At 57.3% G+C, this 13,796-nt stretch carries 9 protein-coding genes; all 9 read right to left on the bottom strand.

From position 1 onward, the window contains the following. Window positions 1-5: 5 nt before the first annotated feature. The 9 genes from bcsB to dppA all read right to left on the bottom strand — a co-directional run bounded on the left by bcsB (window position 6) and on the right by dppA (window position 12,730). Window positions 6-2,894: a cellulose biosynthesis cyclic di-GMP-binding regulatory protein BcsB gene (gene bcsB / locus RT657_RS16945; RefSeq protein ID WP_313655860.1), complete on the bottom strand. Its 2,889-nt coding sequence runs from the start codon at window positions 2,892-2,894 to the stop codon at window positions 6-8. Continuing rightward, entirely contained in the window at window positions 2,891-5,002 is a 2,112-nt protein-coding gene (gene bcsA, locus RT657_RS16940; RefSeq protein ID WP_313655859.1) for a UDP-forming cellulose synthase catalytic subunit, read from the bottom strand. The genes bcsB and bcsA overlap by 4 nt, the downstream gene beginning before the upstream one ends. A gap of 49 nt (window positions 5,003-5,051) precedes the next feature. Further along, window positions 5,052-5,855 carry a cellulose biosynthesis protein BcsQ gene (gene bcsQ / locus RT657_RS16935; RefSeq protein ID WP_313655858.1) on the bottom strand — a complete coding sequence of 268 codons (804 nt, stop codon included), beginning with the start codon at window positions 5,853-5,855 and terminating at the stop codon, window positions 5,052-5,054. Continuing rightward, window positions 5,846-6,430 carry a cellulose biosynthesis protein BcsO gene (bcsO, locus tag RT657_RS16930; RefSeq protein WP_313655857.1) on the bottom strand — a complete coding sequence of 195 codons (585 nt, stop codon included), beginning with the start codon at window positions 6,428-6,430 and terminating at the stop codon, window positions 5,846-5,848. Before bcsO ends, bcsQ begins: the two co-directional genes overlap by 10 nt. A gap of 576 nt (window positions 6,431-7,006) precedes the next feature. Continuing rightward, entirely contained in the window at window positions 7,007-8,029 is a 1,023-nt protein-coding gene (gene dppF, locus RT657_RS16925) for a dipeptide ABC transporter ATP-binding subunit DppF (protein WP_111142069.1), read from the bottom strand. Continuing rightward, a complete protein-coding gene (gene dppD, locus RT657_RS16920; RefSeq protein WP_313655856.1) occupies window positions 8,019-9,005 on the bottom strand; it encodes a dipeptide ABC transporter ATP-binding protein in 987 nt (328 codons plus the stop codon). The genes dppF and dppD overlap by 11 nt, the downstream gene beginning before the upstream one ends. A gap of 12 nt (window positions 9,006-9,017) precedes the next feature. Beyond that, a complete protein-coding gene (gene dppC, locus RT657_RS16915) occupies window positions 9,018-9,920 on the bottom strand; it encodes a dipeptide ABC transporter permease DppC (RefSeq protein WP_128085905.1) in 903 nt (300 codons plus the stop codon). 9 nt (window positions 9,921-9,929) lie between these two features. Next, the gene (gene dppB / locus RT657_RS16910; RefSeq protein ID WP_313655855.1) at window positions 9,930-10,949 is read right to left on the bottom strand and encodes a dipeptide ABC transporter permease DppB; all 1,020 of its coding nucleotides are present in this window, start codon (window positions 10,947-10,949) and stop codon (window positions 9,930-9,932) included. A gap of 170 nt (window positions 10,950-11,119) precedes the next feature. After that, entirely contained in the window at window positions 11,120-12,730 is a 1,611-nt protein-coding gene (dppA, locus tag RT657_RS16905) for a dipeptide ABC transporter periplasmic-binding protein DppA (RefSeq protein ID WP_128085906.1), read from the bottom strand. Window positions 12,731-13,796: the final 1,066 nt, after the last annotated feature.

Genomic DNA, 13,796 nt, shown 5'->3' with positions numbered 1-13,796 from the left:
TATCCTTACTTCCTGCCGGAATCACGGTTCTGACCGGGGTTCAGACGCCGCGCCGCATGTCGCTTCAGCATCACCCACGCGGCACTGCCCACCAGGGCAGAAACCAGCAGCGCCGCCAGTGCCAGCAGCACAGAGTGCTGGTTGGCATACCACACCACCATCATGTACCAGGGCATCTCGCCGCTGGGGAACTGCGCGCCGACACGGAAACTGCGAATGCCGTTTTCGTCGGTGATAATCGCCGTATCGCCACGCACCGCGGCGTTGATCTGCGCAGAACTCAAATCGTTGTGCAGACGCAGCAACTGTTCATCGCTGGTCGCTACCGTCATCACCACCAGCCGGTCGCGATTCCACGGTGAGCGGTAGCTGAGGAAGCCGCGCCACGCCTCATTGGAGGAGAAGTAACGATCGGCATCCAGCTGCTGACGACTCCAGTCGCCGGTCAGCCAGCCACGCAGTTTTTCCAGCGTGCCGGACTCCTTCACACCCAGGCTGGAGCCGGTAGCGCTGTAGGGTGACGCCGCCAGCATCGCCTGATTAAAGGCGCTGTTGCCGGTGGTGCTGACTGCCAGCAGATCGCTCTGCATCAGACGCGCCAGATGGGTGCCGCCCGTGGGCAGACCAAACAGCACCTGATTCTGCGTCAGCGGGACGCCAGTGGCGTTGCCCGCCCGTGCGGCCAGGTCCAGCAGGGTGGACAGCTCCGCGTCGCTGGGCGTTTCCGGCAGCAGCAATGTAGTCTGACCAAAATCAGCCAGCCGCGAGAACGGGAACGACGCGCCTACAAAGTAGGAGAGGTTTGGCAGCATGCTGAAGTGACGCGTATGGCTCAGATCGATCCATGAATCCTCTTCAATCCGGCTTTTGATGTTGTTGTTCAGCAGCACGCCGCAGGGCGCATCGGCCCGCGGTCTGATGTTGAAGTAGAGCGCCAGCTGGTTGTCGCCATAAATCAGATAGGGTTCGAGGTTGAGCTGATACTGCTCCTGACGCGCATCTCCGCCCAGACGATGCCAGGCGCTCTCCAGCAGTCCGACCTTGTTCACCGTCAGGTTGCGCAGGAAGGTGCCATTCAGCATGACGTTCAGGAACGAGTTGTCCTCGTCGATCCAGCTTTCAGAGGGGAAGCGGTAGTGCAGATTGACTGGCACCGTATCGCCATCCCACAGGAACAGGTCCGGCGCGGCGCGGAAGTTAACACGTAGCGCATCATGCCAGATGCCACTGCTGGTCAGGTTCTGATCTTTGCGCAGCAGCTCGCTCAGGCGCACCGGGCGGTCGGTGTTGATCCAGCGCGGCGCATCATACGGTTTGCGGTTGCCGAGAGGCTGCGGGGAAACCTGCAGGTAGCTCTCGTCGGTACTCAGCGGCTGCGTCGTCAGCCGGTTGGCCGCCTGACGTAACTGATCGTCGTTGTTGCCCACGACCAGCAGTAACTTGTAAACCGGATTGTTGGGATTATCGACCAGCTGCAGCATCGGGCCGTTACTGGCCGGAAGCGTCAGGGTGCCGATGCGATCGCCGGGATGACCAAACAGGATGCCGTTGTGTTCCGGCAGTTCACCACGCACCACCGGGAAGCGGATGCCGCGATAGTCACTCTGAATGCCGAGCCAGGAGGCGACCAGGGCCGCCGCGCTGACCGCGTCCGATGAAACCTGACGGGCAAAGCCCATCGTCACCACGGAGGCCGTCATTCGCTGCGGATCCAGGAAGGGGCGCGGGAAATTACGCAGGCTGGTGCCGATATTGAGCTGCTGCCCCTCAAGGTGCAGCGAAGTTTTCGGCAGGATAGTGACCTGATACTGCTGCGCACTCTCTTTCTCGCACAGCAGCTTGTCCGCATCGTTGATTTTGAAATTGAGGTTATTGGCTGACACCACCATCGCCGCCGGAATATCCAGCTCATAGTCGCTGACGTCGCTGTCCGTGGCGCCCAGCGGCAGCGTGCCCAGCGGCTGACCATTCAGCATCAGCTGCAGCGAGGTATTACGGGCGGCCAGCGCGGCGGACACGCGCAGCGTCAGATTCAGCCGCGCATTGGTAATAACCTCATCACTCGGCAGGGTAAACGTAATGCCCGACTGTAACTGACCGCCGGTCAGCGTGATGCCGCGCGTCTGGCCCATCTGGGCCACCGAGATGGTGCTGCTGATGGGTTGATTGATTGCCGCCGCGATAACCGGCTGCGGCACGGCCACCGGCACGGTTGTCTGACCTGGCGCATAGGGCAGTGCGCTGGCGGCCGCCTCCAGCGCCGGATCGGCACCGCTCAGTCCCTGCGGCGGCGGCACGTCGGACAGCGCACTGCTGTCCTGGGTGACGGATCCGCTGCTCTTCTCTGGCGCAGCGGCAGAAGCCGACCCCTCCCCGCTGGCCTGCGGCACGGATGCCGCCTCATCAGCCGGGGCATAGGCTGGATTTACCGATGCGGGCGCGGTTTCCGCCGCCACACTCTGTGGCGCTGAAGCCGGTGCAGGTTCAGCGGCCTGCGCCGCCGGGGCCGCTGAGGAGAGTGACGGCGCTGCCGGCTCGTCACTGCTGACCGGCGTTGTCGCCTGCGCTGAATCCGCAGCCGGTGCGACCGCCGTATTAACCGGCGTCATCACTGGCGACGCCTGATTTTCCACAGGCGCGCTGACAGCGGCATCGGCTGACGGCGTGGTTGCAGCGGCGCCAGACGGCAGCGGTGCCGCGCTGTTGACCGGCACGCTGACGGCCGCACTGTCAGTGTGGGCTGTGGACGCGCTATCCGGGGGCGTCGGGGCCGGGCTGTTTACCGGTGCGGCGCTGTTGCTCTCACCAGCAACCGGCGTCTCCGCGACCGCAGGCGTCAGCCATAGTGCGGCGCTCAGCGAACTGGCCAGCAACGTTTGCATCAGGATCTTCATGCCGCGCCATCCTCTTTCGCCGCGGCCGCAACCGGGTCGACTTTTTTACGTTTATCGTGGCGGCCCTTCCAGGTCAGCCAGAACAGCTCAAATACGGTACGGATAATCGTGCCCAGTGAAAGCAGCGGGTTATCCTGCTTATACTCCGGCTGGATCCAGGCATCGGCGCGCGCCAGCACGACCCGCACCAGCTCGCGACGGCGTGCCAGCGGCATCGCCTCGAAGCGCAGGCGGATGCTCTCGCGATCGCCGGAAATCTTACTGACCGGGATGGTGATCGCGCCGGATTTCAGCAGCAAATCGATCTCTTCAATCTCGTCCGACTCGTGGCGGTTGTCCGGCGCATCGAGTTGCGCGCCCCCCATCGACAGGTTGCTGGTCAGGGTGCGTGAAGATATGCCGCTGGCGTAATGAATAATCGCCGGGATCTGCACCTCTACGCGGATAGTTTTACGCACCTGCCTGGTTTCGCGGGCGACGGCAATGGCGGCCATCAGAATGATCAGGCTGAAGATCGCCCAGCCGACGTTAAGCGCGATAACGTAAGGATCGACGCCAAAATAGTCATGCATCGTGGCACGGACGATGCCCGCCACGATCCCGACGCCCAGCAGCAGCGCCACAATCACGTGCGGACGCACGATGTGGAAATCGAAGAAGCCCTGGTCCAGCACGCCGCCTTTATCGGTCACGTTGAACTTGCCATGTTTCGGCGACAGCAGAGTCAGCAGGGTCGGGATCACCAGATGGAAGCACATCACCGTCTCATAGATCTCGCCCCAGAAGGTGTAACGGAAACGGCCGTTCATGCGGGAGTTCACGTAGAGCGACATCACCAGGTGCGGCAGCACATAGGCAAAGATCAGCGACGCCGAGGAGTGAATAATATTCAGGTTAAACAGCAGATAAGCCAGTGGTGCCGTCAGGAAGGCGACGCGTGGCAGGCCGAACTGAAAGTGCAGCATGGCGTTGAGATAGCAGAGACGCTGCTGCCACTTCAGGCCACGGCCAAACAGCGGGTTATCGACACGAAAAATCTGCGTCATGCCGCGCGCCCAGCGGGTGCGCTGAATGACATGCAGGCCCAGGCGTTCAGTCGCCAGACCGGCAGCCAGCGGGATGGATAAAAAGGCGGAGCCCCAGCCCAGACGCTGCATTTTCAGCGCAGTGTGCGCATCTTCGGTGACGGTTTCGACCGCAAAGCCACCAATCTCTTCCAGCGCCGAACGGCGGATAACCGCACAGGAGCCGCAGAAGAAGGTCGCGTTCCAGTTGTCATTCCCCTGCTGCACCGGGCCATAAAAGAGTGCGCCCTCATTCGGAATGCTGCGCGCCGCCCGCAGATTGCGCTCAAAAGGATCGGGTGAATAGAAGTAGTGCGGCGTCTGCAGCAGCGCCAGCTTCGGATCTTTCAGGAATGGCCCGACCGTCGCCTGCAGGAAGGTGCGGGTCGCAACGTGGTCGCAGTCAAAGATGCAGATCAGCTCACCTTTGGTGATTGTCATCGCATGGTTGAGGTTGCCAGCCTTGGCGTGTTTATTGTCGTCACGGGTGATGTAGCCAACCCCGACATCCGCCGCGAAGCGGGCAAATTCGCTGCGCTTGCCATCATCCAGCAGATACACTTTCAGTTTGTCACGCGGATAATCAATACACTGCGCCGCCAGCACGGTGTCGCGCACCACCTCCAGACTTTCGTTATAGGAGGGCACATAAATATCGACCGTCGGCCACAGCGTGGTGTCATCGGGTAAAGGTTCGATGGTGCGTTTTAATGGCCAGGTGGTCTGCAGGAAGCCAAGAATTAAGATCAGCCAGACATAAAGTTCCGCCAGATATAAGCCGATCCCCAGAATTGCTTCAACCTCGGAATTAAAGTGCAGCGTCTCCGTCGTGCGCCACCAGATATAACGGCTGGACATTAAGGCAGAGAGAATGACCATCACCACCGTTATTTTGCGGCTTTTGCTGAACCCTAATAAAAACATCATGCCAATACTGATCAGGCCAAAAATATACTGTTTCTGGCTGTCCATTGGCGTAATGATGATCACCGCAGCAACGGGTGCAAGCACCAGCAGCAGCAGGTAAAACCCGATTTTACTCATGATTCACCCTGAGAAGAGCTGTATAAGTCAGTCACCTGGCCGAAGCTGGTTAATAGTGGTTTGTGCGGATGGAAGCCTGCACTTCGCCATTACCTACGGTAATGTTCAGAATGTTGCTGACGCGTTTAGCGATCAGTTCAATATCAAATGCGGCTGCCGACGCGGGGCTGAAATCATAAACTGACTGCTGAGACGCATTGGCCTCACCCACACTTTCATCACGGTGAACCACGCCCAGTAAATTGTCGCCCAGACGCTGTTGCATAAAGGCGGTAACGTCGCGATTAATATTCCTGCGGTTATCGCACTGGTTAAGAATAAAGTGGTGCCCATGCTTATTATTAAGCGGTTTACCAATCATCCGGTTCTCTTCAATCTGCGGTAATAACGACACAGAGGCGGTATCCGCTAACATCACCACTAAATGTATATCGGCCAGCGCCGTCATCGCTTTAAGGGCGGGGCCGGGGCCGGGGGGGAAATCGGCCACAATCACCAGGCCAGGATAGTTCAGTAACGTGTCCAGACCGCGCTTAATGAAGTGAGGATCTTTCATCAGGTTCTCTTCGAACCGTTCACGCTGAGGCTCCGTGACATCGCCGTAAGGCAGGACAAAGATATTGCCGCCCGTGGTGAGAATCGACTGACTCCAGTCTGCCTGCTCTTCTGAGCGCGCCACAAAGCCGCGACCATCGTTAAGCGGCACGCCAAAGTGAAGACGCAGTGCATTCTGCACATCGAAATCGATGGCCAGCACTTTGTTACCCGACCGCGCCAGGCTCCAGGCCAGATTCGCCGCCAGCGTCGTTTTTCCCACGCCTCCCTTTGGCGAGCACACACAAACTAACGGCATAGCGCAATCTTCTCCAGTAACGGTTTGAGTAGGGTTTCTTTCGGCAACGGCGTCTCGCGCGGGCGGAACAGCGCACCAAAGCGTCCGGGTTCAGAGGCGGATGCAGCCGGAGAGAGGGCAGGCTGAGGCTCCGCGACCGTGGCAGCGTGTACCGGCGCGACACGTTCAGCCGCCTGCGGCTGAGCCAGAGGTTGTCGCGGCGGCGGCGGTGGAAAGAGCGACGCCGTGTGATTTGCGGCTCTGCCGGGCGCAGGCATCGGGCTGCCTGAAAGACTATCAAGAATTGAGGTGCCCGCCGACAGGGCCGGCTGCGCACTGAGCGTGGCAGGGCGAGGGGGGGCCTCAGGTGGCGGTGCCGTGAACTCATCACCCCTTAGTGGCTGAGGTTGTGGCAGGTCAATACGCTGACCACCACTAAAAGGGGTCTGATTTTCCTCTTTTGCCAGCTGGCGGATCAGCGCCCATTTGCTGTGTTCTGCCGCTTCCTGCGCCTGACCAGACATATCTTTAAAGTCGATGTCGAGCGTTTGCGTTTTCTCTTTAAAACGCTGCAAATCATCGTAATCATTCTTCATTCGTCATGGCCTGCAACAGGAGGAAATTTTTCCGGAATATAACATATCCGTTTAATTATGGTCAGAAAAATCTGATTACAAAAAAGCCAAAATCAATAAAACTGACTAATCATAAAGATTCTTATTTAGCCGAATAATGCCATTACAGGCACATTAAAGCTGATAATTAATAATTATTCCTTAAGTTAAATCTGTCAGCATAATTTTAATAATTTTTAAGAATTAACCGTTCTGATGAACGCCGGTACAGCCAGACAGCGTGAGATAAATTCCCTGGTTAATGGAAATAAAGCTGCGGCGCGCAGACATTAAAGCGAAACGCGACGCTGAGGGATTGAAAGTCCTTATCTTTCTGCACACTGAGCCTCAGCCATAAAAAATCAGGTGAGCAGTATTAAAGAAAAAATGCGCGGTATCGCCGCTGCGTTGTCGCTGACCCGCCCGGGATAAGGCGTGACGCTGAGTTGAGATAAAAAAAGGCTCCAGAAAGGAGCCTCAGGCTGGGGCGTGCATCAGAATGTCAGAATCGGCGGCGGCCTGTGCGCTCAGCGCAGCTGGCGCACAGGCCGTATATCTTCAGCTGACCTTCTCAGCCACACCTACCGGCTGATTTTCATCCTGATCCACCGCGAAGCAGGCAATCTCCTGTCCACCGTAGTTTTTCAGCTTCGGCTGCAGCTGGACACAGGTGCCAAAACGACGATGACAGCGCGCATTGAAAGCACAGCCTGGCGGCGGATTAAGCGGGCTGGGCAGCTCACCGGTCAGCTTGATACGTTCACGGCGGTCGTCAGGATTGAGACGCGGTGTCGCAGACAGCAGAGCCTGAGTATAGGGATGGCGCGGGTTAGAGAAGATGGCCTCTTTACTCCCCTTCTCCACACAGCGGCCGAGATACATCACCATCACCTCATCAGCAATGTGTTCCACCACCGACAGATCGTGCGAGATAAAGACGTAAGAGAGCCCCATATCCTGCTGCAGATCCATCATCAGGTTAAGCACCTGGGCACGCACCGACACATCAAGCGCAGAAACCGGCTCATCGGCGATCAGGACATCCGGATCGAGCATCAGCCCGCGCGCGATGGCAATACGCTGACGCTGTCCCCCTGAGAACATGTGCGGATAGCGGTCATAATGCTCGGTCTTCAGGCCCACTTTCGCCATCATCTCCAGCGTCTTCTCGCGACGTTCCGCTTTGGTCAGCTGAGTATTGATCACCAGCGGCTCTTCCAGAATCTGACTCACTTTTTTACGCGGATTGAGCGAGCCATACGGGTTCTGGAACACAATCTGGATTTTCTGACGACGCAGCTTCTGCGCCTGAGGATCGTGCTTCAGCAGATCCTGACCGTGCCAGTAGAGCTGGCCTTCGGTCGGCGTTTCAATCATGGTCAGCAGGCGGCCCAGCGTGGATTTGCCACAGCCGGACTCCCCAACCACCGCCAGGGTTTTGCCCCGCTCCAGATTAAAAGAGACGCCATCCAGCGCTTTGACCAGGCGCTCCTGACCAAACAGCCCCTTTTTCACCGGGTAGTGCTTCTTCAGATCGATAGCCTGCAGCAGGAACTGATCTTTATTGGTTTCATGACTCATAAGTGGGTCTCCCGGCATCGTCCAGCGGATAGTGACACTTGGACTGGCGTCCTGGAATAGTGCGCAGTTCGGGTTCTTCCTGACGACAGCGGTCAGTCGCATAGGGGCAGCGTGGATTCAGCAGACAGCCAGCCGGGCGGTCATACTTGCCCGGCACCACGCCCGGCAGAGAGGCCAGACGCGCTTTGTCTGCCGCAAACTCCGGCAGCGCGCGCAGCAGCGCCTGTGTATAGGGATGGCGCGGCGCTTTGAAGATATCGCTGGCTTTACCGCTTTCCACCACCTGACCGGCATACATGACAATAATGTGGTGCGCCGCTTCGGCCACCAGCGCCAGATCGTGCGTAATCAGGATCAGTGCCATGTTCTCCTGACGCTGCAACTCCAGCAGCAGCTCAATGATCTGCGCCTGAATAGTCACGTCGAGCGCCGTGGTCGGCTCATCGGCAATTAACAGCTTAGGCCGACAGGCGATCGCCATCGCTATCATCACACGCTGACTCATCCCGCCCGACAACTGATGCGGGTAGACATCGAGTCGTGACGCAGGATCAGGAATGCCAACCTGATTAAGCAGGTCAATCGCCCGCTGACGGCGGGTGCGTTTGTTGCCGCCCTGATGCACCTTGATCGCTTCCATAATCTGGTAGCCCACGGTGTAACAGGGGTTGAGGCTGGTCATCGGGTCCTGAAAAATCATCGCCACTTCTGCGCCCACCAGCTGGCGGCGCTCTTTTTCGGAGATGCGTTTCAGGTCACGCTGGCTGAACTCCAGCGTCTCCGCCATCACTTTGCCGGGGAAATCGATCAGTCCCATGATTGCCAGTGAACTGACCGATTTGCCGGAACCGGACTCGCCCACGATGCCCACGACCTGGCCCTGCTCAACCTGATAACTGATGCGGTCAACCGCGCGGAACGGTGCTTTCTCGTCGCCGAAATGCACCGACAGTTTGTCTACATTTAATAACGCCATCTCGGTGCCTCTTTACTGCTTGAGTTTCGGGTCGAGTGCATCACGCAAACCATCGCCCATCAGGTTAAATGCCAGCACGGTCAGCAGAATGACCAGTCCGGGGAAGGTCACCACCCACCAGGCACTTTGCGCATACTGCAGAACGTCGGAGAGCATGGTGCCCCACTCCGGCGTTGGCGGTTGCGCACCCATACCGAGAAAGCCCAACGCCGCCATGTCGAGAATGGCATTGGAGAAACCTAATGAAGCCTGCACGATCAGCGGTGCCAGGCAGTTAGGCAGAATATTCACGAACATCTGGCGCAGCATACCGGCACCGGCGACGCCAGAGGCGGTCACATAGTCGCGGTTGACTTCTACCAGCACTGCCGCGCGCGTCAGACGGATATAGTGCGGTAACGCGACAAACGTCAGCGCGATGGAGGCGTTAACGATGGAAGGCCCGAAAATGGCGACCAGCACCAGCGCCAGCAGCAGGCTGGGCAGCGCCAGCATGATATCGACCAGACGCATGATGGTGGCATCGACCACGCCGCCGAGATAGCCCGCCAGCAGGCCGAATATCACGCCGAAAATCAGCGACAGTACCACCACCAGACAACCCACCAGCAGCGACAGACGTGCACCAAACATCAGGCGCGACAGGACGTCGCGGCCCACATCGTCGGTGCCCAGAATGTAGCTCCAGCTTCCGCCATCCTGCCAGACCGGCGGATGCAGCAGCGCATCGCGGAACTGTTCAGCTGGCGAATGCGGGGCCAGTACATCGGCGAAAATGGCGCACAGCAGCACAATGATGATATAGACCAGGCCGATAACCGCGCCTTTGTTGCGTTTAAAGTAGTGCCAGAATTCCTGAAACGGGGTCATCGGCTTGGGTGCAACGTTAACGCTGCCGGGTTCAACAACAGACATGATGCCCCCTTATTTCTTGTGACGTATGCGCGGATTCACCACGCCATACAGCAGATCAACCAGCAGGTTGACCAGGATAATCAAGACGGCGGTCAGCAGCACACCGCCCTGCACCACCGGGTAGTCGCGGCGCTGCAACGCTTCAATCAGCCAGCGTCCCAGACCCGGCCAGGAGAAGATGGTTTCGGTCAGAATCGCCCCGGCCAGCAGTGTGCCGACCTGCAGACCAATCACCGTTACCACCGGCAGCATGGCGTTGCGCAGCGCATGCACCACGATAACGCGCATCCGGGTTAAGCCTTTGGCCCGGGCCGTACGAATATAATCTTCACCCAGCACTTCGAGCATGGCCGAGCGCGTCATACGCACAATGACTGCCAGCGGGATGGTGCCAAGGACGATAGCGGGCAGAATCATGTGCATCACCGCATCATGGAAATCACCCGGTTCACCCCAGAAGAAGGTGTCGATCAGCATAAAGCCGGTCAGCGGTAATGTGTCATCCAGGAAGACGCTGTCGCCAATCCGTCCGGACACCGGCGTCAGGTTGAGCTGTACCGACACCAGCATAATCAGCATGATGCCCCACCAGAAAATCGGCATTGAATAGCCGGTCAGTGAAATACCTACCGCCGTATGGTCAAAAATCGAGCCGCGTTTCACAGCCGCCAGTACGCCGACCGGGATACCGACGGCGACGGCGAAGATCATGGCGCAGATGCCGAGTTCCAGCGTCGCTTTAAAGCGCGGAACGAACTCATCCCAGACCGGAATGCGGCTCTTGAGTGAAATGCCGAGATCGCCATGCAGCACGCCGTTGATGTAGTTCAGATACTGTTTCCACAGCGGCTGATCCAGCCCTAACAGCGTCATTAACTGTGCATGGCGTTCAGGTGAAATACCGCGTTCACCCGCCATAATCAGCACCGGATCGCCGGGGATCATGTGAACAAACGCGAAGGTAAGTAATGTAATGCCGATAAACGTTGGGATGACAAGGCCCAGACGTCGGAGTATGAACTGCAGCATAATCCGGTTTCTCTCTTGTCCGCGCGACCGTCGCCGCGAGGGGGGTTATTGCTTACATCTGACGATCGGGTAGGCCCGACCGCGACGCAGACAGGCTGCGCCTCTACCGTTTCCAGTAAAACAGGGAGATAGAGCCGGGGCGACGCGCAGCCGCCCCGGAAATGCGACAATTATTCGTTAATGTCTACCTGAGCAAAGTAGTGTCCGCCCAGCGGATCGACTTTGTACCCGGTGACTTTCTTGCTGACCGGTTCATAGACCGTTGAGTGCGCGATCATCAGCGCCGGTGCCTGGTCATGCATCACAACCTGAGCCTGCTTGTAGTACTCGATGCGCTTCGCCTGATCGGCGGTGGCGCGGGCGGGCTGGATCTGATCCTCGAAAGATTTATCACACCAGCGCGAGTAGTTAGAGCCATCTTTGGCTGCGGAACAGCTGAACAGCGTCGCCAGGAAGTTATCCGGGTCACCGTTGTCGCCGGTCCAGCCCATCATGACGGTCTGGTGCTCGCCCGCTTTAGCACGCTTGAGATATTCGCCCCACTCATAGGTGACGATTTTGGCTTTCACGCCAATCTTCGCCCAGTCGCTCTGGATCATCTCAGCCATACGACGTGCGTTCGGGTTGTAAGGACGCTGAACCGGCATCGCCCACAGGTCGATGGAGAAACCGTCCGCCATGCCTGCTTCTTTCAGCAGTGCTTTGGCTTTCTCAGGATCGTAAGCGTAATCTTTCACCGCGTCGTTATAGCCCCACATGGTTGGCGGGATCAGGTTTTTAGCAGGCTGACCTGCCCCCTGATAAACGGCGTCGATGATCGCCTTTTTGTTGACCGCCATGGTCAGAGCCTGACGCACTTTCAGGTTATCCAGCGGTTTTTTCTCAACGTTGTACGACAGATATCCGACGTTCAGACCCGCCTGCTCATACAGGTTGATGTTCTTGTCCTGCTTCATACGGGCGATGTCAGCCGGGTTAGGGTACGGCATCACCTGGCATTCGCCTTTCTGCAGCTTGGCGTAACGCACGGAAGCATCTGGCGTGATGGAGAAGACCAGGCGATCGATTTTCGGCTTGGTGCCCCAGTAATCCGGGTTCGCTTTGTACAGGATGCGGGAATCTTTCTGATACTGCAGCAGCTGGAACGGCCCTGTACCGACCGGATTCAGATCGACATTCTGCGGGGTGCCCGCTTTCAGCATGTTGTCAGCGTACTCTTTCGACAGAATCGAGGCGAAGTCCATACCGAGATCGGCCAGGAACGGCGCTTCAGGACGCGTCAGTACGAAGCGCACGGTGTGGTCGTCCACTTTTTCGACTTTGCTGATCAGCTTCGGCATGTCCATGCCTTCGAAATATTCGTAGCTGCCGCCGGAAACGCCGTGGTAAGCGTTATTTTTATCCAGCTGGCGCTCGAAGGTGAACACCACATCATCCGCGTTAAATTCGCGCGTTGGTTTGAAATCTTTGGTGGTTTGCCACTTCACGCCTTTGCGCAGGTGGAAGGTGTAAGTTTTACCGTCTTCGCTGACATCCCATTTCTCAGCCAGCGCCGCATGCAGTTCAGTGGTGCCAATGGTGAACTCAACCAGTCGGTTGTAGATCTGACGTGAGCTGGCATCGTAGGTCGTGCCGGAGGTGAACAGCTGCGGGTTGAAGCCTTCCGGAGAACCTTCAGAACAGTAAACAAGGGTTTTTGCCTGAACACCGGCGGCGACAGTCATAGCAATCAGGCTCAGACCGACCTTCAGCATCCCGGATTTAGCCAGGGAGTTGATCATGCTTTTGCTCCATTGTGATGTGATGTTGTGTAGTGCCCGACCTCTGGTTTTTTTATGCGGTTCAGGCTAACCACCGAACGGGTGGTTTAAACGCACGCTGCCATTTGTTTTTTCTCATGCTGATTAGGCATTCAGAAAATTCCGTAACTGCACGTTTATTGACGCATCAATTTGTCAACAGTTGCAAAGAACGTCAATACAACGGTTACTTATTTACACAGAGTGTGAGGAACAGCATGCAACGGTAATAAAAACCGTTTTGCTCTGAAAGCCCTACAATACACAGCGCATGAGGCCAGATTTCCGTGCATTGTGCTGAATTGCATCCCGCAGACCAGTGATTCTCACCGCTAAAAAACTTAAAACTTTTACCGGCAAACGTTGAATAACTGAACGATTCACCGTGCGTTATGACGTTCACGCAGCGGAATATGCTGGAACAGAAGCATAAGAAATCAGCATGTTGATGCTTTCGGTCATAAGAAGAACGTGTCCCGAATTATGCTGGCAGCTCTGATGTGGCAAGGGCTCTCAGCGCGAAAGCGGCGATAACAGCGGTTAATCAGCGAAACAGGCAGCGAAGGGGTTTTACTGGAATTTTCTGGAAAAGGCAGAGGCTTCGTGGGGTTGACATCCGCCGCCTGATATCGCAGGAGAAACTGAAGCCGTTCACCCCGCGAGGCCAGTTGGCTCCGGAAATCTGACCAGAGTGATCCTGTTCTGGCTTTTGCATTGCCAGAAATCTCCGCCGGAAGCAAAGCGAGAGAGCCTGTCTGGCGGTCAGATCGCGAGTGCACCGGAAACAGGGTCAGATCGGAAAGGCGCTTAAACCCTCCCTGGGCGCTCAGCCCACGCGATTACGCACCTCATCCCTGAGGTGCGCCCGTAGCAGGGCCAACGCGTTGCGTTGTTCAAAAACGCTCCCGGCGTTTTTGTCCCTGCCGTGGGACGCTTTCCTCTTCTGACCGGGTTACCTGCGCTTTGAGTTTATGCGTGGCGGTAAGAGGCGGTCGGAGGTTCTCATCCTCTTTTCCACAGACGAAAAAAAACCTGTCTTTTCAGACAG

Source organism: Pantoea sp., assembly GCF_032114055.1.
GTDB lineage: Bacteria > Pseudomonadota > Gammaproteobacteria > Enterobacterales > Enterobacteriaceae > Pantoea.
The sequence above is the reverse complement of the archived record's forward strand: the minus strand, read 5'-3'. Positions and strand labels throughout refer to the sequence as shown.

Bases quoted from the DNA above. Each gene is read 5' to 3' on its own strand.
- bcsB (WP_313655860.1), bottom strand. From the start codon at position 2,894: ATGAAGATCCTGATGCAAACGTTGCTGGCCAGTTCGCTGAGCGCCGCA.
- bcsA (WP_313655859.1), bottom strand. From the start codon at position 5,002: ATGAGTAAAATCGGGTTTTACCTGCTGCTGCTGGTGCTTGCACCCGTT.
- bcsQ (WP_313655858.1), bottom strand. From the start codon at position 5,855: ATGCCGTTAGTTTGTGTGTGCTCGCCAAAGGGAGGCGTGGGAAAAACG.
- bcsO (WP_313655857.1), bottom strand. From the start codon at position 6,430: ATGAAGAATGATTACGATGATTTGCAGCGTTTTAAAGAGAAAACGCAA.
- dppF (WP_111142069.1), bottom strand. From the start codon at position 8,029: ATGAGTCATGAAACCAATAAAGATCAGTTCCTGCTGCAGGCTATCGAT.
- dppD (WP_313655856.1), bottom strand. From the start codon at position 9,005: ATGGCGTTATTAAATGTAGACAAACTGTCGGTGCATTTCGGCGACGAG.
- dppC (WP_128085905.1), bottom strand. From the start codon at position 9,920: ATGTCTGTTGTTGAACCCGGCAGCGTTAACGTTGCACCCAAGCCGATG.
- dppB (WP_313655855.1), bottom strand. From the start codon at position 10,949: ATGCTGCAGTTCATACTCCGACGTCTGGGCCTTGTCATCCCAACGTTT.
- dppA (WP_128085906.1), bottom strand. From the start codon at position 12,730: ATGATCAACTCCCTGGCTAAATCCGGGATGCTGAAGGTCGGTCTGAGC.